The organism is Pseudomonas sp. NFACC04-2, assembly GCF_900119265.1.
Taxonomy (GTDB): Bacteria; Pseudomonadota; Gammaproteobacteria; order Pseudomonadales; family Pseudomonadaceae; genus Aquipseudomonas; species Aquipseudomonas fluorescens_AA.
The window spans coordinates 170,522-187,908 of record NZ_FPJC01000002.1 but is presented as its reverse complement, the minus strand read 5'-3'; the positions used below and the strand labels follow the sequence as shown (position 1 = coordinate 187,908).

The 17,387-nt window shown below is 59.9% G+C and carries 16 protein-coding genes and 1 pseudogene; 6 read left to right on the top strand and 11 right to left on the bottom strand.

What is annotated here, in order from left to right:
- Positions 1 to 305: 305 nt before the first annotated feature.
- Entirely contained in the window at positions 306 to 1,115 is an 810-nt protein-coding gene (locus BT125_RS03145) for an isocitrate lyase/PEP mutase family protein (RefSeq protein ID WP_072405137.1), read from the bottom strand.
- A 118-nt stretch (positions 1,116 to 1,233) separates the two neighbouring features.
- On the opposite strand from BT125_RS03145, the pseudogene BT125_RS03140 reads away from it, so the two are divergent.
- Positions 1,234 to 1,332 (top strand): annotated as a pseudogene (locus BT125_RS03140) (transposase domain-containing protein); the annotation flags it as partial.
- Between the two features lie 63 nt (positions 1,333 to 1,395).
- Here BT125_RS03140 and BT125_RS03135 read toward each other — a convergent pair.
- Positions 1,396 to 2,223, bottom strand: coding sequence for an SDR family oxidoreductase (locus BT125_RS03135; RefSeq protein ID WP_072405136.1), 828 nt, complete (start codon positions 2,221 to 2,223; stop codon positions 1,396 to 1,398).
- A 111-nt stretch (positions 2,224 to 2,334) separates the two neighbouring features.
- On the opposite strand from BT125_RS03135, the gene BT125_RS03130 reads away from it, so the two are divergent.
- Positions 2,335 to 3,258 (top strand): LysR family transcriptional regulator, encoded by a 924-nt coding sequence (locus BT125_RS03130; RefSeq protein WP_072405135.1) that lies wholly within the window; start codon positions 2,335 to 2,337, stop codon positions 3,256 to 3,258.
- A 194-nt stretch (positions 3,259 to 3,452) separates the two neighbouring features.
- On the top strand, positions 3,453 to 3,776 hold the full coding sequence (locus BT125_RS29610; protein WP_256573700.1) for a hypothetical protein: 324 nt from the start codon (positions 3,453 to 3,455) through the stop codon (positions 3,774 to 3,776).
- 461 nt (positions 3,777 to 4,237) lie between these two features.
- Here the strand turns inward: BT125_RS29610 and BT125_RS03120 are convergent, their stop codons facing one another.
- From BT125_RS03120 to BT125_RS03100, 5 genes are all read right to left on the bottom strand, one after another.
- Complete coding sequence (locus BT125_RS03120; RefSeq protein ID WP_072405133.1) at positions 4,238 to 4,903, bottom strand: polysaccharide lyase family 7 protein; 666 nt, start codon at positions 4,901 to 4,903, stop codon at positions 4,238 to 4,240.
- A gap of 344 nt (positions 4,904 to 5,247) precedes the next feature.
- A complete protein-coding gene (locus tag BT125_RS03115; RefSeq protein WP_072405132.1) occupies positions 5,248 to 6,354 on the bottom strand; it encodes an alkene reductase in 1,107 nt (368 codons plus the stop codon).
- A 148-nt stretch (positions 6,355 to 6,502) separates the two neighbouring features.
- Positions 6,503 to 8,740 (bottom strand): xanthine dehydrogenase family protein molybdopterin-binding subunit, encoded by a 2,238-nt coding sequence (locus tag BT125_RS03110; RefSeq protein ID WP_072405131.1) that lies wholly within the window; start codon positions 8,738 to 8,740, stop codon positions 6,503 to 6,505.
- Positions 8,737 to 9,210 (bottom strand): (2Fe-2S)-binding protein, encoded by a 474-nt coding sequence (locus tag BT125_RS03105; RefSeq protein ID WP_072405130.1) that lies wholly within the window; start codon positions 9,208 to 9,210, stop codon positions 8,737 to 8,739. The genes BT125_RS03110 and BT125_RS03105 overlap by 4 nt, the downstream gene beginning before the upstream one ends.
- Positions 9,207 to 10,472: a c-type cytochrome gene (locus tag BT125_RS03100; protein ID WP_072405129.1), complete on the bottom strand. Its 1,266-nt coding sequence runs from the start codon at positions 10,470 to 10,472 to the stop codon at positions 9,207 to 9,209. Before BT125_RS03100 ends, BT125_RS03105 begins: the two co-directional genes overlap by 4 nt.
- Before the next feature lie 311 nt (positions 10,473 to 10,783).
- On the opposite strand from BT125_RS03100, the gene BT125_RS03095 reads away from it, so the two are divergent.
- Together BT125_RS03095 and BT125_RS03090 are read left to right on the top strand one after the other, a co-directional pair.
- On the top strand, positions 10,784 to 11,983 hold the full coding sequence (locus tag BT125_RS03095; RefSeq protein ID WP_072405128.1) for an MFS transporter: 1,200 nt from the start codon (positions 10,784 to 10,786) through the stop codon (positions 11,981 to 11,983).
- 100 nt (positions 11,984 to 12,083) lie between these two features.
- A complete protein-coding gene (locus BT125_RS03090; protein ID WP_072405127.1) occupies positions 12,084 to 12,998 on the top strand; it encodes a LysR family transcriptional regulator in 915 nt (304 codons plus the stop codon).
- Positions 12,999 to 13,097: 99 nt separating this feature from the next.
- Here BT125_RS03090 and BT125_RS03085 read toward each other — a convergent pair whose 3' ends face one another.
- The gene (locus BT125_RS03085) at positions 13,098 to 13,397 is read right to left on the bottom strand and encodes a hypothetical protein (protein WP_072405126.1); all 300 of its coding nucleotides are present in this window, start codon (positions 13,395 to 13,397) and stop codon (positions 13,098 to 13,100) included.
- A gap of 246 nt (positions 13,398 to 13,643) precedes the next feature.
- Here BT125_RS03085 and BT125_RS03080 point away from each other — a divergent pair, with 246 nt between their 5' ends.
- Positions 13,644 to 14,372, top strand: coding sequence for a LysR family transcriptional regulator (locus tag BT125_RS03080; RefSeq protein ID WP_256573708.1), 729 nt, complete (start codon positions 13,644 to 13,646; stop codon positions 14,370 to 14,372).
- A 129-nt stretch (positions 14,373 to 14,501) separates the two neighbouring features.
- Here the strand turns inward: BT125_RS03080 and BT125_RS03075 are convergent, their stop codons facing one another.
- From BT125_RS03075 to BT125_RS03065, 3 genes are read right to left on the bottom strand one after another with little or no spacing between them, the layout of a single operon-like run.
- Positions 14,502 to 15,575: a polyamine ABC transporter substrate-binding protein gene (locus BT125_RS03075; RefSeq protein WP_139271668.1), complete on the bottom strand. Its 1,074-nt coding sequence runs from the start codon at positions 15,573 to 15,575 to the stop codon at positions 14,502 to 14,504.
- A 44-nt stretch (positions 15,576 to 15,619) separates the two neighbouring features.
- The gene (locus BT125_RS03070) at positions 15,620 to 15,961 is read right to left on the bottom strand and encodes a cupin domain-containing protein (protein ID WP_072405124.1); all 342 of its coding nucleotides are present in this window, start codon (positions 15,959 to 15,961) and stop codon (positions 15,620 to 15,622) included.
- On the bottom strand, positions 15,958 to 17,382 hold the full coding sequence (locus tag BT125_RS03065; RefSeq protein ID WP_072405123.1) for an NAD(P)/FAD-dependent oxidoreductase: 1,425 nt from the start codon (positions 17,380 to 17,382) through the stop codon (positions 15,958 to 15,960). Before BT125_RS03065 ends, BT125_RS03070 begins: the two co-directional genes overlap by 4 nt.
- Positions 17,383 to 17,387: the final 5 nt, after the last annotated feature.

Genomic DNA, 17,387 nt, shown 5'->3' with positions numbered 1-17,387 from the left:
CGAGCGTAGGAGCGGCCCCTTGAATGGAACGGCGAACGGTGCAGCCCTGATTCTCAGCACCTTCCAGGATGAAACTGCCAGCGCGGCACACTGATCACCGATAACATCGATTTGAGCAACACGATTTGTAGCCAGGATCGGCAGAGCAAGGCCCGTGATTGCGAGCGATGTGCTCGCTTCATGCTGATTGCGATCATTAAAAAATACGCTTGCAGGCCTTGGTGCTCGGTCTACCTGGGCAACGTGTTGGAGCTGGCAGTGCAATTCTGCTCGGACTGGCGTTTGGCCTCGTCCGAGGATCGGCATTACTCGTTTTTCACCGCCATCAAAGCGTTCAATTCGCCATATGTGTGGGCTTTCAAGGTTTGGGTGTCGAGTTGGCCGTTGTCCAAGAAACTGCGGACCAATGCTCCCATGGCGCCGTGCAGAAACTCGGCGATGCTGGAGCCCGCGCTGAGTCGTCTGACGCCCAGACGCTTCAATTCGTCGGGGGAGGGCAGTCCGTCCCGGGACAGCAGGTTGACTGGCAGTTTGGTCTTCTGACAAAGGGTGGCAATTTCGTTTGAATCGACCACGCCAGCGGCAAACAGGCCGTCCGCCCCGGCGCTGGAATACAGTGCGGTGCGCTTCAAGAGTTCCCCCAGGCGTTGTTCGGCGGGGAAAAGGTTCTTCAGGTAGACGTCGGTCCGTACGTTGATGAACAGCTTGACGCCCGTTTGGTTTGCCACCTTTTTTGCAACGTCGATCTTGCGAGCCAGCAGCTCTGGAGAGCCCAGGCCGTCTTCGATGTTGATCCCGACGGCCCCGGCGGCGATGACTGTGTTGATCACTCGACCGACCTGCTCCAGATCATCGGAGTAGCCGCCTTCGATATCCACCGTGAGCGGTACGCTGAGCACCCGTGCCATCGACATGACGGTGGTGCTCAGGAGGTCGAGAGGCAACTTGTTGCCATCCTGATAACCATGAGACCAAGCCATTGCCGCGCTGCTGGTCGCTACCGCCTTGCCGCCCAGGCGTTCGACGATGCGCGCACCGCCCGCATCGGCCACATTGGCCAAGACCAGCAAGCCGTTCTGATGCAGATTGTGAAAAGCGGTATCCAGTGCAGTCATGACAATCCAATTCCTTTGAAGTTATGCTTTTAATGGCGAGGAGCGGCGCGTTAGGGGCCGGTTGTGCAATGCAGGTTGCTTGAGTATTGGACATCTGTGAGGTAGGAAACGGCGGTGCCTCAATGGGTATGATCCGTATGCCTATCTCAAGGACGTTCTCACGCGCCTGCCGACGCAGCGGGCGCGTGAGCTTACTGATCTGCTGTCTAGTAACTGGAAACCTTATAGCCGCCGCATTCTGCAAAGCAAATGCCTGTTGCAACTCTTTTCTGAACGGAACTCACTCGATCTCAGTGCTCATTGCGATTTCCTTGTACTGCTCCAGCTCAGCCATTCGCTGGCTCAGTGCTGCGTGGACACGTCCATAAGCACCGCTGCCTAACAGCAGACGTTTTGGCGCCGGTTCGGCTTCGGCGATCCCCAGCATGGCTTTGGCCATTTTCTGCGGATCTCCTGTCAGGGGGAAAGCACCACTGGCGACCGCTCTACGCACCTCGCCGGCAGGCGTCTGTTCGTATTCCGCCATCACCGGAGGGCTGACCAAGGCCGCGGCAAAGTTCGTACGAGTCGGGCCTGGCTCTACAAGGGTGAACTGAATGCCAAATGGTGCAACCTCCTGCGCGACCGATTCGACAAAACCCTCGATGCCCCATTTGCTGGCGTGGTAAAGGCTGAAGTTTGGATAAGCCAGTTGGCCGCCCTCCGACGACACTTGCAGAATTCGACCGCCCCCTTGCCGACGGAGAAAAGGCAGGCAAGCGCGAATCAACTGGATTGAGCCGACCAGGTTAGTTTGCAATTGCTGATCGATTTGTTCGTCACTGCATTCCTCGGCGGCGCCGAATAATGCGTATCCTGCGCTGCTGACCACGACATCAATGCGTTCTAGTTCAGTGAATGCACGGTTAACGACATTCCGAATGGTGGATGCGTCGTTCACATCCAGTGCCGCAGTCCACAGCCGCTCGCCGTAGCGCTGTTTCAAGTGACTGAGTGCTTGAGGTTCACGCAACGTAGCCGCCACGCGATCTCCTCGTTCCAGCAATTGCTCAACTACCGCCAAGCCGATGCCGGACGAGCTGCCAGTGACTAACCAGGTTTTATTCATCGGTATGTTCTCCTCAGAGCGAGCCGGAATGGCTTGCGAGGGTTTAACGCTACGCGTCCTGGACTGCTGCTACTATCGAGCAGAATGAGGATGACCTGGTGAAAAATAGCCATGAATGAATTTCCCCTGTCACTCACTGATGTACGTGCGTTGGCGCTGATCGTTGGTCACCGAAGCTTCCGCAAAGCGGCAGATGAGCTGGGTTTGTCCGCGTCCACGCTGAGCCATTTGATGAGAACCCTCGAGGCAAGGCTCGGGGTTCGTTTGCTCAATCGCACAACGCGCAGCGTCGCCCCGACGGCAGCGGGGGAGCGCCTACTGCGACGGTTGAGCCCGGTGTTGCGAGAGTTTGCGCTGGCTGTAGATGAAGTTAATCAGTATCGGGATCTTCCAAGTGGCACCCTGCGCATCAATGCAAGCGATCAGGCTGCCCGCGTTTTGATGGAGTGTGCCCTGCCGACATTCCTGCGACGTTTCCCGCAGATGTCGGTCGATCTCGTCACCGATGGTCGCCTGGTCGATGTCGTGGCCAACGGCTTCGACGCGGGCATCCGCTTGGGTGAGTCGATACCTCAAGACATGATCGCCGTCCCGATAGGCCCGGATATTCGGTTTATAACCGTCGCTTCCCCGGACTACCTCAAGACTCATTCATACCCATTGACCCCGGATGATCTGCTTCGACATCAGTGCATCGGTATCCGAATGCCGAGTGGTAAACCTTATCGATGGGAGTTTGAAAAGCATGGGCAGTCATTGGTCATCGATCCCAAAGGACAGCTGACCCTCGATAACCCGGAAATTATGACCGAAGCCGCCATTTCCGGACTCGGCATCGCCTACGTGCCAGAGCGCGTAGCCTCGCGATCTTTGGCTGACGCGCGACTTGTGAAGGTTCTGGAAGACTGGTGCCCGCCAATTCCAGGATTGTTTTTATATTACCCGGGACATCGCCATATCCCATCTGGGTTGCAGGCATTCATCGAAGTCCTGAGGGAATGCACCGCAGCCAATGTTGAAAATAATGATGCTTAGGGCTTTCTGCGGCAGCACTGGCCGAGGGTGGTGTCGGAACTGCCATCGGTGGTCTGCTTGAGGATGATATTGATCACTCCCGAGATGGCATCAAAGCACGCTGGCACGAGCAAGAAGCCAGGGCGCTGTGTTTAGCACACAGCGCCCCGCAACCAGATCAGGCCACGGGATTGCTGTCGTTCGAGCGGTGTAACATGCTACTGGTCCTGTTGTGGCTTGGAAGCGGATCTTCCACTGCTTTTCCCAACGGCTATTTCACTTCCGATTTAGATCCTGCGAAAAACTTTGCGGTTGCGCGTCATTTTTCAGAAGCGCATGGCTATGAGCTAATGGGCGTGGGTGCCTTTTACATCGGCTTCATTCGTGCTGAGCCGCCTGACCTATCTTTGGCCAATCTTGTTGCGAAAGACTTTTGCGCGCTCTACAACACGAGCGTTGAAAAACTACAAGCACGCATTTTGGCAGTCGCTCAGGCGGTCTCGGGTCGGACTCATCTTTGGCTGCGTTATGTGGAGTGACAATCTGGGCGACAGCTTAATGATTTAGATTTCATGTTCTCTGTCAGAGATATCACATGGCCGGTTAATAGCGGCGGGGCGACTCATGGAGAAAGCTCATGCTCTTCAATCGTATTAATGGCACGCAATAACCCTGCGGATTGACCGGTGTGTCAACTAGCGTGATGACACACCTTACTCCCGCTTTGAAACTCCTGAGCCGCACGTGAACGTCTGCTTTTGGCCAGTTTTGTTGAAAAATACATGAGCACCAAAGGGTTCCCACTATCCGAGACACGCTCTAGACGCGGGCACACAGATACTCGCTTTCTGCGCCCTCAATCGCATGAGCCATTCCGATAGCCTGTGCATAGTCCTTATTGCGTGATTTCCCAAGGCGGTAGCGGCAAATTAAACAATCCGCGCCGGCAAACACACCTGCCAGTAGATAACCTGCTTGGGGTGTAGTCGTGCATGCCCCATCAACCCTTGCTGTGCTTGGCCTCCAGCTTGTTGAACGTCGCCTGTGCGCCTTCGCTCTTGTAGCCGGTGTTATCCAAGGTGTAGGCCCCAGCCTTGAAATACAATTGTTTGCCCTGCCAGCTTTTGCTGAGCTGCGTGCCCCACCGATACCCTTGCGAAATCACATGCAGGTAGCCCGCCGAGCTCAAGCGAACCTCGTAGGTGAACCGCTTGTTCAACTCCACATCCTCGGCAATCACCACCTTGGTATCCGCGCTGCCCGGCTTGCGGCGATAGTTGGCAATCACGCTGCCGGTCTTCCTGGCCTTATCGTAGACGTACTCGACCTTCAGCAGCGGGCCCTTGCCCTGGTAGATATGAATCTGCCCGATCACTACCCTGCCTTCCGACGGCACCTGGTTGATTGACAGGCTGGCTGTCATCCGGTGATTGGCTTCGGGGTACGTCCAATTGCGCAGTTCACCGTTCTTGTACGTCTCGCGAAGTTCGCTACGTGGAAACTCGGATTCGGACGTAGTTCCGCCCGTCACCGGCGCCCAGAAAAACAGTGTATTACCGGAGCGGAAATACGAATCCGAGTAACCGTTCACCAGGCGCGGGGTCTCGATGACTCGGGCCGGCGTGCCGACCGGGAGCGTCAGGTTCCAAGTGCTTAGATCGATCATGGCATGGGCTTCCTGATAGGTCGTGGTTTGATTTGCAGGTACAGCAAAAGCCCTTATCGACAGGGCTTTTGCCGGGCAGTGCCAACCCTGAAGGGCTTCCCTGCAATGGTCATGGAGACCAATTGCTAACAATACCCATGTTTACATGACAATGATCAAACAGACCGTAGCTGAAACCAGGCTATGGAGTTTGTTCTGGAGGGTCCTGGCCGTTCGAAGCGCAATCGCTTCCGGCTGATTTCCATCGCATCGTCCAGGTAATCTTCTACTGACTTTTCGGGCCAGGATAAAGTTGGCCTCCACGGCGGCGGCCTTTCGGACCGGTCAACTGCGTTAAGCCCAGCTCAGGAATGAGTCGGATAATCCACGTAGCCACGCTGATCGCCACCGAAGAAGGTGCTCGGGTCTGGTGCATTGAGCGGTAACCCGTCACGAATTCGCCGGGGCAGATCCGGGTTTGCCAGGAACGCTCTGCCGAAGGCAATGATGTCCGCGCGGCCGTCGATCAAGGCCTGTTCCGCCGTCTCGGGATCGTAGCCACCGGCAATCATCAACACGCCGTCCCATGCCGCACGTAATTGACCGATGATTTCATCCCAGCGTGGATCGAAGTGCTCGTCCTTGACGGTACCAACCACGGCGGGCTCGACGAGGTGCAGATAGGCCAGCGTCCATTGGTTCAACGAGCGCACGATGTAGCCGAATGTCGCCTGCGGTGTCTCATCGCCCATGCCCATGAACCGTCCCATCGGCGTCAAGCGTACGCCTACGCGCTCTGCGCCCACTTCGTCGACTACGGCGGCGACCACTTCCAATAACAGCCGTGCACGGTTTTCCAGGCTTCCACCGTAAGCATCCTCGCGCTGGTTACTGTTGATGAACTGGTCCAGCAGATAACCATTGCCCGCATGAATTTCCACGCCGTCCATTCCAGCGTCCAGTGCATTGCGCGCGGCCCGGCGGTAGTCGTCGATGATGTCGGTGATCTCTGGCGTCTGCAGTGCACGCGGCACCGGTACATCGCTCCAGACACCGTTGCCATCCGCGTCGACGATGAACGTCTTGCCCGGCACGGGTAACGCGCTCGGGGCAACCGGGCGCGCGTTGTCAGGCTGAAAGCTCGGGTGGGACACGCGGCCCACATGCCAGAGCTGCATGAAGATCAGGCCGCCGCTCTCATGCACCTGGGTGCTGACTGCACGCCAGGCTTGCACCTGTTCAGCGTTGTAGATGCCCGGTGTCCAGGCATAGCCTTGGCCTTGCCGGGAAATTTGCGTCGCTTCGGTAATGATCAACGCGGCGCTCGCACGCTGGCGGTAATACTCGGCGTTCATGGCCGTTGGCACGTCGCCCGGTTGCCCGGCGCGAGAGCGTGTCAAAGGCGCCATCGCCACGCGGTGAGGGAGTGTGTAGGGGCCCAATGCGATGGGTTGGAACAGGTGCTGCTTCATGGGGTGTTCTCCGATATGGGTACAGAAAGCAGGGCGGCGGCGGACGTTGGGTCAGGCACCGGATGGCTTTAAGTTAATCGGCGGGAGGGCGCTTGATAATCCGAGGAACGCCCAACACTGCGTTGCGTGAAGCGCAACGCAATGCGGCTCAGGACGGCTGCTCCGAGCGGGTCAGGGGCAGGTTCAACCAGCGTCGGCCGGTGGCGTTCGCCACGGCGTTGCCGATGGCGGCGGCCATGGGACCCTGGACGATTTCGGCGGCGCCGAGAAACGGTTGTCCCGGTTGGTCGAGTAGATGAACATCGACCTTCCTGGGCACCTGCGAAAAGCGCAGGATCGGGTAGCCACTCCAGTCATAGCTGCGTATGCCCCCGGCGTCATAGGCGACCTGTTCATACAGCGTCCAACTGGTGGACTGGACGATCCCGCCCTCCACCTGATTGCGCAGGCCATCGGGATTGACGATCTGTCCGACGTCCACCGCCGTGACCACATGCTCGATCTGTATTTCACCGGTCAGCGGATGTACCTGAAGTCGTACCGCGACAGCGCAGTAGCCCATGATGTTTTTGTACCGGGCAAAGGCGAAGCCGATGCCTGCGCCAGGCTCATTGTTTTTTTGCTGCCAGCCAATGCCGTCGCGAACCCGTTCCACCACGGCACGCGCTCGGGGATCTTCCAGATGAGCCAGGCGCAAGGCTATCGGATCGACCCTGGCCCTGGACGCAAGCTCATCCATGCACGCTTCGATCGCAAAAATGTTGATGTGCGCGCCCAGCGAGCGCATGGCCGAGGTGCGAAAGGGCATCTGCGTGACAAAGTTCATGTTGATGCGCGTAGAGGCCAGCGTGTAGAGCGGCACGGCGTTGCGATCGCCATCGCCTTCAGGTTGAGCGATGGGCACCGAAGGTGCGGAGGCGAACGGTCGAGCCAGCAATCGCGCCGGCAGCAACCGGCCGGCGTTGACGATGCGTTCGTTGTGCGGCGTCGTCCATAGTTCATAGTTCCAGTCCTGCAACCGACCTTGGGCGTCCAGGTTGGCTTTGACTTCGGTGACCATCGCCGAGCTGTAGGGCTCCCAGAGATTTTCCTGCTCGCGCATCCATTGGACCCGGACCGGTGTGCCGGGTATGCGCATGGCAATCAACGCCGCGTCGGCTGCCGCATCGTCCGCGCCGTTATGGCCATAACAACCGGACCCTTCGGTGTGGATACAGCGAACGCGCTCGGGGGGTAGCTGCACCATTTCGGCGATCCCGGCCCGCAGGGGATACACGCCCTGGGTGTGGGTCCAGACGGTGAGGGTGCCGTCCTTGAACCAGGCCACGGCGCAGGACGGGCCAATGGAGCCATGCATCAGGTATTGCTTGGTCACGCGGGCCTGATAGCTGTTGTCGGTCGCACCCTGGGCAGTGCCTTCATGGCTGATCGGGTAGGGGCGTGAAGGAAGGCGTTTGAGCAATGCATGAATGTCCGCGGATTCGGGGATTGCCTGGCCACCGCTCCAGCGCGCCGTTTCGTATCCGCTGCGCATCGCTTTGATCGCTTGCCATTCATCCCGCGCGACCACCGCAAGATAATTGCCGTCGCGAATCACCTGCACAACCCCGGACAGCGCTTCTATCGATGCTGCATCAAAGGCCTGTAGCGTGCAGCCAGGGCGGGGTGGGCGAATCACCCGAGCGTGCAGCATGCCCGGCAGGCGGATGTCCTGGACAAACGCGGCGCCACCACTGACTTTTGCCGGAATATCCAGCCGTTGCAGCGAGTGGCCGATCAGCTTGAATGGCGTCGCAGGCAGTGCTGGTGAATCGGACTGTGCATAGCGGTGCAGATCGACGTTTTTGACAGCGTCGGCGTAGGCCATTCGTTGTCCGTTGGGACCGTGAATGATGCCCTCCCGGGTCGTCAACAGTGCTGGCGCAACCGCCCAGCTGCGTCCAGCCGACTCCAGCAGCAGCCCACGTACCTGCGCCGCTGCGTTGAACAGCGCGGTCCCGCTGTCGAAAATACTGTGGCTGCCAGCGGTGTAACCTTCGTTGGGCGTCAGCGCCGTGTCGGCGGTGAGCAGGTTGATCGCTGATGGAGAAACCTCCAGGCGTTCAGCGGCAATTTGCAGCAAGGCAGTCTTGACCCCGGTGCCCAATTCAACCTTGCCGGTATAGACGGTGATGCCTTCATGACCGACGCGGATCCAGGCATCAAGATAGGGATTGGTGCGCAGGCTGCCGGGCAGATCCGGTGCCAATACCACCGTGCCCAGCGTGTCGACTTCGGTGTCCGCCCACGCACGTCGTGGCACCGGTACCAGGGTAAACGCCATCAGCAAGGCGCCCCCACGCAAGAATGCGCGACGGCTGTGATTGACCTCGTTGACCACTGTCATGGCGCGCTCCCGTTTTGCCTGGCGACAAGGCTGATCGCATCGATGATTCGCAAGTGGGTGCCGCATCGACACAGGTTGCCGGCCATGTACTCACGAATGGTCTGTTCATCCGGCTGCGGGTTGCTCTCCAGCAGTGACTGCGCGCGCATCAACATACCGGCGATGCAATAGCCGCACTGGGCCGCCTGTTTGTCGATAAAGGCCTTTTGCAAAGGACCGGGTTGTTCGGCGGTACCGAGACTTTCCACCGTTCGAACCCGCTTGCCTTCAAGGCCGGCGCAGGGTGTCACGCAGGAAAATACAGGCTTGTCATCGACGATGACCGTGCAGGCGCCACACTGCCCCAAGCCACACCCGTACTTGGCGCCGTTGAGCCCCAGATGATTACGCAGCGCGTAGAGCAGCGGCATGTCAGGTTCGAGGTCCAATGTCCGGGCCGAGCCGTTGACGTTAAGCGTGACTTGAGTCATTTCGTCTCCTGACGTATCGCTCCAAGGGTTGAAGAAAGGTCTGTCCAGGGTTGGTCGGGTCTGGCTTGTCGGCGCAGGTACGAAGCGAGTGCGATGAGTTGATCGTTGTCGAGGCTGGCGGCAAACGGCGGCATCATCGGTCCCGGCATGCCCGGCGTTGCCGGGACGCCTTCGAACACGGTTTTCAGGAAATTGCGCGGGTTCGGGGCTTGCAACGATGACGTACGGTCCAGCGAAGGACGCTCGTCGATTTCACGCATCGGTGCAGCTGGCCCATGGCAGCCGGCACAGGCGCTGGCGAACAGCAGCGCGCCAGTGGTCTGATCGGAGGCCCCGGCATTAGCATCTGAGGCTGGGACCTCGGTGGTGACCGTTCTGGCGGGCAAGCTCAGCAGGTACTCGGCAATCGCCTGTGCGTCGCCGACTGGCAAGCGCGCCAGGCCGAGACTGACCGGGCGCATCGGGCCGGCGGCAGTTCCATGGCCGTCCACCACTTCTCCTCGCAGGTAGCTGACCAACTGATCGTAGCGCCAGGCAGTTGCACGACGGCCCATGCCCAGCAGCGAAGGCGCTTCCCAACCATCCACGGTACCGCCGGCCAGGCTTGCGCCGGACTTCTCGGCGCCGATCAGGTTCAGCGGAGAATGACAGCCTGCGCAGTGGCCGGGGCCTTCGACCAGGTAGCGCCCGCGATTCCATGCATCGGATTGCTGCGCCACGGGACTCAGTGGTTCGCCGTGCAGGAACAGTAAATTCCAGAACGCCACCAGCGGCCGAAGATTCATCGGGAAGCTCATGCGGTTTTGCCGGGCTGGAGCGTGCACGGCAGGGCCACTCATCAAGTACGCATAGGCGTCTTCTATATCGCCTGCCGTCATGCGCCGGTAATGCACGTACGGGAAGGCCGGATACAGGAAGTGCCCATCGCGGGCGATCCCTTCACGCATCGCCCGCTCGAACGCGGGCAGTGACCACTGGCCAATGCCTGTCTGCGGATCGGGGGTGATGTTTGTGCTGTAGAGCGTGCCGAACGGCGTCACCAGTGGCAGTCCCCCCGCCATGTATGGGCCGCCGGGTCTCGTGTGACACACCGCGCAGTCGCCCGCTTCGACGACTCGCGCGCCGCGTTGCAACTGCACCGAATCGAAGGTTCGCGGCCGCTCGACGGGTGCAATCGCCGGACGCCACATCAGCAGGGTGGCAGCGATCGCACCTATCGAAGCCAGGACCGCGGCGCCGATCCAAAACGGTCTGGACCTCATGGATATGCCGATCATGGGCATCCCAAGCCTGAGGGACGCGCGCTGGACATTGAGGATGGATTCGAGGTCATTGACGGCTCCTTGAACAACCGGAAAAGGGCGCCGATGGAGAGTCCTGCGCCGAGTGCCCAAGGGTAGAGAAGGCCCATGCGCCGGAGTATCAGCAGATCACGCAAAAGCCTGTTGCGCCAACCGCAACACCGCTGGCGTTGCGTGTCGCGCATCACTTCATTGCCCGATCAATGGATTCTCCGGGCAGGCCGCTGCCCTTAGCCTGACGATCACTTCCCCAAACTTACCGAGGTGTCATCATGTTCATGGGCAATCCCGCCGCGACGGCCAAGGCCGAACAACCCGCTTCACTTTCCGGCCTGATGGTCGCGTTCCTGGCGTTCTGCTGCGGCGCGGTCGTGGCCAATCTTTATTACGCTCAGCCGATTGTCGAATTGATCGCGCCGCAAATTGGCCTGTCCAGCACCCATGCGAGCCTGATCGTGTCGCTGACGCAATTCGGCTACGCCCTGGGTTTATTGCTGCTAGTGCCATTGGCTGACCTTGCGGAGAACCGGCGCCTGGTGGTGGGCCTCACCCTCGCGTCGGGCGTTACCCTGTTGTGTGCCGGGCTGACGCACTCGCCGTCGATATTCCTCGTCTTGTCGCTGCTGATCGGCCTCACATCGGTAGCGGTGCAGATCCTGGTGCCCCTGGCGGCACACCTGGCGCCGGAAGCAACACGAGGCCGCGTGGTGGGCAACATCATGAGCGGCCTGTTGCTGGGCATTCTGCTGTCGCGCCCGCTGTCGAGCCTGCTGGTGGACGTGTTCGGCTGGCGCGGTGTGTTCTTCAGTGCGGCGGCGCTGATGGCTGTTATCGCCCTGATCACCGCCATTGCGCTGCCGCGTCGCGTACCGACGCATCGGGCGACTTATGCCGCATTGATCGGCTCGGTGTTTGCGCTGGCCCGGCGCCATTCGGTCCTGCGCCAACGTTCGTTGTATCAGGGATTGTTGTTCGCCAGCTTCAGCCTGTTCTGGACCCTGGCGCCCATCGAGCTGATGCGCCACCACGGTTTCAGCCAGGTGCAGATCGCGATCTTTGCGCTGGTAGGTGCCGTCGGTGCCGTGGCCGCGCCCATTGCCGGACGCTTGGCCGATGCAGGTCATGGCCGTCGCGGGACACTCGTTGCGCTGCTGTTGGCTCCGGTCTCCTTGTTGATTGCAGCGCTGCCCGGCAGTGGCTACATCTGGCTTGTCGTGTGCGCGGTGCTGCTGGATTTCGCCGTGCAGCTGAACATGGTGCTGGGCCAGCGCGAGGTGTATTCCATCGACGCGCACAGCCGGGCTCGATTGAATGCCGTGTACATGACCAGCATCTTCGTCGGCGGTGCCTTGGGATCGCTGGTAGCGAGCCCGCTCTATGAGCATTTCGGCTGGAGCCTCTCGGCAGTGGCGATTGCGTTGCTGCCTGCCTTGGCCCTGGTGATATTCATGAGTCGCAAGGCAGATGTCTGACCAACAGGCATCGAGGAGCGCGGCGAAGCACAGTCCTGCAAGACGGCGGGCGAACGGTCATGCACAATCAGCTCCGTTCCCTTTCGACCGGACTCCGCTGATGGACAAATTGCTGGCGTTGAAGATGTTTGTTGAAACCGTGCGTTGCGGCGGTTATTCCTCTGCGGCGCGCAAACTCGGAATCTCCACCTCTTCGGTGACACGCCAGGTGGCGGGCCTGGAAAGCGAGCTGGGCGCCAGCCTCCTTAACCGCACGACCCGCAACACCAGCGTGACCGTCGCCGGGCAAGCCTATTTTGAAAAAGCCGTGGCTATTCTGGAGGCCATCGATGAAGCCGATGCCGTGGTCGCCGACCGCGGCAGCGAGGCGCAAGGGCGCCTGCGGATCAGTGTCCCCGTCGAGTTTGGCCGGCGAATCATCGCGCCACATCTGGGCCGGCTGCTCGACCGTCATCCGGGACTGGAAATCAGCGTGTCATTGAGCGATCAGGTCGGTGACCTGTTGAGCGAGCAGATCGATGTGTCCGTGCGCCTCGGCTCGTCGGTGGTCAGCGAGGACATCGTCAGCAAACGGGTAGGGACCTTCCAGCGCTGGGTCGTCGCCAGCCCGGATTACCTGGGCCGTCACGCGGCGCTGAATCATCCTAATGACTTGCTGGGGCACCAGTGCCTGCGCTTCGATTACGGTGGATCGCATCATCACTGGACGTTTCAGGGCGACGAGCAACCCCTTCAGCTCAACGTGCATGGCCGGTTGCAAAGCAACAACGCCGACATCTTGCGCGAGGCCGCAATCGCGGGCGGCGGGGTGGCTCTGCTGGCCGACTGGCTGGTGCGCGATGACGTCGCCGCAGGTCGACTGACACGGTTGCTGGAGCATTACGAAGTCAATCCGGGCAGTGCGAGCAGCTGCATCAATGCGCTGTATTTGCCCAATCACCGCGGCTCCAGCCGCATCAATGTGTTCATCGATTTTCTTGCGCAGATTCTCGCCTCTGATCGAATGGCCCAATGAGGGATATCGCCGAGATGTGTAGCGCCAGATCCTCAAGTGACGTACTGAGGACCTTCATGACTGGTCTATATTCTTCTTTCTATCACCGCTGCAGAGCGACTATTGATGGGTGTCCGCTTTCTCAGCCGGATAAAACTCGCCTTCCTTGCCGATCTTTGTCAGTCGTTCGCGCGCGATCCGCTCAACGCTGGCCACTGCGGCCTGATCGTCAGGGTTGACCAACTGCAGGCACAGGCGTTGGACATTCTGATCGTGGGTGCCTTCGCTGAGCATTTCGTGGGTGAAGACTTGTGTGCCACGCCAGAGGCATAGCTGGGTATGAGTCCCGCCGAGCCATATCTCGTTGATTGATCTGAGGTCAGTGGTCGCCAGTTGATCCACGGTAATTGTCTTATCCATTACGCTGTACCTTACCAATGATTGGTTAGAGGTAGACTTACAGGCACAGCGGGTTGTTCCCAGCATCGGCGGTTCAACCGCGCCAAGCCAAGGGGTGGCGAACCTCATAAAAAGTGGACAGTATTTCCAGTAAATAAATCTGTCACTTTTCAGTCATCGATTCCCCGCGTTCAAAGCTGCCGCGAACGTCTCGGGCGTGGGGCTCTCTGGCCAGGTTGCGATGTTGACGGGACCCAGCGTGTTTTCCTGGCCGTTCTTCGAACGGGAAGCTTGTCCGCAGCCGCACGAGTGCTGGGCATCGCTCAAGCCACCGCCAGACGACGTATCGACGCGCTGGAGCGCAGCGTGGGAACGAGCCTGTTCGTCCGTTCGCCAGCGGGATTGATGCCCACGGACAACGCCCGAGAGTTGACTGGCCATGCTCAATCGATGGCATTGGCCGCCGAAGCGTTTGCCCGCGCGGCATCCGCGCAGGTCAATGTGTCTGGCGGAATTGTACGGGTCACCAGCAATCAGTTGCTGGCCGTGGAGGTACTGCCTTCGATGCTGTGCGAGATCCGCGCTGCTCAGCCCCAATTGGCGCTCGAACTGAGCGTTTCGAATCGCCTGGAAGATCTGGCATTGCAGGAAGCGGATGTGGCCGTACGCATTCGTCGTCCCGTCGAGGCGTCCATCATCACTCGCCGTGTGGGTGACCTGCGTGTGGGCCTGTATGCGACGGCGGGGTTGCTCGAGCACCGAGGTCGGCCTCGATGCGCAGATGAACTGAACGAATACCCTGTCATCGGTCCGGACCGCAATTTGACTGAGCAGGCGTTCTTGGCACAACAGGGTTTTCTTTGTAGCGGGGAACAGGTGGTCTTTCGCAGCGACGATCACCTGGCCCAGTTCGCAGCACTGCGGGCGGGTCTGGGTATCGGTGTGTGCTCAAGCCAACTGGCGCGCCGTCATGATCTGGTGCGCGTGCTGCTGTAGGCGCCTAACGAGTCCAGCATCCCCAAGTGTTCAGGCTCGCGTCAATGCTGCTGCATTTGACCACAGGCCTTGAATGAGGTCCGGGAGATGTCGCCGATGATCTGGGTGTCTGTTCATCGGCGACAGGTTTCATTGCCCGCTCTTAATCCGGCTCCAGACCCGCGTGCGCAGCCGGTCGTTCTCCAATGGCATTGCCTCCAGTACAAAGAGTTTTTTCATCACGCTGTCAGGCGGGTACACCATCGGGTCGTTGCGGATGTCCTTGTCTACCAGCCCCTCGGCAGCGGTGTTGCCGTTGGCATAGTGCACATGATTGCTGATGCCAGCCATCACCTTGGGGTCCAGCAGGTAGTTGAGAAATTCGTAGCCGGCGTCTTCATTCGGCGCATCGGCGGGCATGGCGACCATGTCGAACCACATCGGTGAGCCTTCCTTGGGGATGGCGTAAGCAATCTGCTGGCCATTCCCGGCCTCATTGGCTCGCGCTGCGGCCTGCATCACGTCGCCGGAAAATCCCACGACCAGACACACGTCGCCCGTCGCAAGGTCACTGGTGTACTTGGAGTTGTGGAAGTAACTCACATAGGGGCGCACGTTGAGGAGCAGGGCCTGCGCCTTCTCGTAGTCAGCCTTGTCCTTGCTGTGATGCGGCAGGCCAAGGTAGTTCAAGGCGATGGGAAGGATCTCGGGACCATTGTCGAGCATCGCCACGCCGCATCGGGCGAGTTTCTTCATGTTTTCCGGCTTGAACACGATATCCCACGAGTCTATCGGTACATCGCCCAGGACCGCCTTGACCTTGGCCACGTTGTAGCCGATGCCGGTGCTGCCCCACAGGTAGGGAAATCCGTAGCGGTTACCAGGGTCATTGGCCTCCAGTACCTTCATCAGCGTTGGGTTGAGGTTGTGCCAGTTCGGGAGTTTGCCGCGGTCCAGCGGTTTGAGTGCGCCGGCCGTGATCTGCCGGGCCATGAAGTGGTTGGACGGAAACACCACGTCATACCCTGAATGGCCGGCCATCAGTTTGGCGTCGAGCACCTCGTTGCTGTCGTACAGGTCATATTGAGTCTGGTGCCCGGTCTGGGTGGTAAAGTTTTGCAGGGTATCGGGTGCGATGTAGCTGCTCCAGTTGTAGATCCTGACGGTGTCTGCTGCTTGAGCGGTAGACGCGATCAACAGTAACGGAACGATCGACTTCAACATGCGAGACCTCAACCTTTGTTCTAGGCGTTATGGATGAAGGCAGTTCAGAAAATCAGCACGTAGCTCTTGCGAACGGTTTCTTGTACATCCCAGATTCCCGTCGTGTTCGCAGGGAACATCAACGCGTCGCCGGCCTGGATATGAAGGGGCTCGCCACCGTCCGGGGTGAAGGTGCAACGGCCCTGGATGAAATGGCAGAACTCCTGTTGCACGATCTGGCGCCGCCAGCGGCCGGGGGTGCATTCCCACACGCCGGCCTCGACGCCGTCGTCGCGTTCGACGCATGCCGTGGCAACCTGTGAAAGCGGCTCGCCCAGCGGTACACCAACAGCGCCAGGCTCACCGAGCGGCAAACGGGCGGTGTCGCGAAAATGATCGATCTTCATGCAAACGGCTCCTTGGACTTCATCAGACGTTCCATGCAACCGGCCAGCCCTTCAGCCATCCGGCGACGCCAGCGTGGCGCATGGAGGTTGGCCAAAACCTGATCCTCGTGAACGAAGCTCTGGATAATGGCGTTGTAACCCAGCCAGCGCAGAGGCTCGGGCTCCCATCGTGGCAACGAGGCCAGGGGACGATCGTCCAGAACCCAGGGTTGGCGAGTCAGCTCGTTGTCTTGGCCAAGAATCAACGCCGCCACGGTTCGGCCGCCCAGATTGCTGGCGCCTACACCTTCACCTCCGTAGCCACCCGCCAGTGCGATCCGCTGGCGACGGTCGGCGAGCATGTGCGGGTGAAAGGACCGGGCAACCCCCAGATTGCCGCCCCAGGCATGGGTCAGGCGCACATTGCGCAAGATCGGAAAGAGTTCACTAAACAGGTGCTGCCGCAATGTTCGTTCGGCCTGAGTGAGGTTGAAGTCACTGCGCAGGCGACCGCCAAAGCGATAACCACCGCGGGCGCCAAACACCAGGCGATCGTCTCGGCTGCGCTGACCGTAAGTGACTTGTCGGCTGTTTTCGCTGAAAGCCTGGCCACGGGTCAGGCCGATTTCGGCCCATACATCGGCCGGGAGCGGCTCAGTCGCGACGATCAGGCTTTGCGCGGCCAGTTGATGTTTGTTCAACGGGGGCAGGGTGCTGGCATACCCTTCGACAGCCGGTACCACCCAATCGGCGCTCACCCGACCGTGCTCGGTTCGGACCTGGCCTGGCTTCCAGTCGAGCACCGCGCTTTGCTCGTAAATGCGCACACCCATCCGTTCGACGGCTTCGGCCAGCCCCCGTACCAACCGTGCAGGCTGGATGGTCGCGCAGTGAGGTGAATACAGGGCGCCGTACGCCTGGGCCACATTTAACTGTTCATGCAACGCCTGAGGGCTCAACCAGCGGTAGTCGTCTTCACCCAGGCCTTGCGCACGGACAGCATCGAGTTGTTCGCGCAGGCGCCGTTCTTGCTCGGGATAACGCGCCGCGCAGTACAGCACGCCGCCTTTGCGCAGCTCGCAATCGATGCCTTCGAGGTGGCACACTCGCGCCACTTCGTCGGGGATTGCATGCAGCAGTTGGTAGCCCGCGTGACGTTGCGCGGCAGGTAACGGGCCCAGGAGCCGGTCTTCGCCCAGCAGGTTGCCCATCAACCAGCCGCCATTGCGACCGGAGGCGCCGAAGCCGGCAATCTGTGCTTCAACGATGACGATGTTCAGGTGCGGTGCTTGCTGTTTAAGGTAATAGGCCGTCCAGAGGCCACTGTAACCGGCGCCGATAATCACAACGTCTGCTTGCAGATCCTGATACAACGCCGGGCGCGGTGTCAGCGCCTCGCCGAGTTGCTCCATCCACAAACTCACACCACCCCAGCCAGACATCCCAT

Coding starts and splice junctions, on each gene's coding strand:
- BT125_RS03120 (WP_072405133.1), bottom strand. CDS start 4,903: ATGATCGATCTAAGCACTTGGAACCTGACGCTCCCGGTCGGCACGCCG.
- BT125_RS03130 (WP_072405135.1), top strand. CDS start 2,335: ATGAATGAATTTCCCCTGTCACTCACTGATGTACGTGCGTTGGCGCTG.
- BT125_RS03105 (WP_072405130.1), bottom strand. CDS start 9,210: ATGACTCAAGTCACGCTTAACGTCAACGGCTCGGCCCGGACATTGGAC.
- BT125_RS03135 (WP_072405136.1), bottom strand. CDS start 2,223: ATGAATAAAACCTGGTTAGTCACTGGCAGCTCGTCCGGCATCGGCTTG.
- BT125_RS03145 (WP_072405137.1), bottom strand. CDS start 1,115: ATGACTGCACTGGATACCGCTTTTCACAATCTGCATCAGAACGGCTTG.
- BT125_RS03065 (WP_072405123.1), bottom strand. CDS start 17,382: ATGTCTGGCTGGGGTGGTGTGAGTTTGTGGATGGAGCAACTCGGCGAG.
- BT125_RS03070 (WP_072405124.1), bottom strand. CDS start 15,961: ATGAAGATCGATCATTTTCGCGACACCGCCCGTTTGCCGCTCGGTGAG.
- BT125_RS03075 (WP_139271668.1), bottom strand. CDS start 15,575: ATGTTGAAGTCGATCGTTCCGTTACTGTTGATCGCGTCTACCGCTCAA.
- BT125_RS03100 (WP_072405129.1), bottom strand. CDS start 10,472: ATGAGGTCCAGACCGTTTTGGATCGGCGCCGCGGTCCTGGCTTCGATA.
- BT125_RS03110 (WP_072405131.1), bottom strand. CDS start 8,740: ATGACAGTGGTCAACGAGGTCAATCACAGCCGTCGCGCATTCTTGCGT.
- BT125_RS03090 (WP_072405127.1), top strand. CDS start 12,084: ATGGACAAATTGCTGGCGTTGAAGATGTTTGTTGAAACCGTGCGTTGC.
- BT125_RS03095 (WP_072405128.1), top strand. CDS start 10,784: ATGTTCATGGGCAATCCCGCCGCGACGGCCAAGGCCGAACAACCCGCT.
- BT125_RS03115 (WP_072405132.1), bottom strand. CDS start 6,354: ATGAAGCAGCACCTGTTCCAACCCATCGCATTGGGCCCCTACACACTC.
- BT125_RS03085 (WP_072405126.1), bottom strand. CDS start 13,397: ATGGATAAGACAATTACCGTGGATCAACTGGCGACCACTGACCTCAGA.
- BT125_RS29610 (WP_256573700.1), top strand. CDS start 3,453: ATGCTACTGGTCCTGTTGTGGCTTGGAAGCGGATCTTCCACTGCTTTT.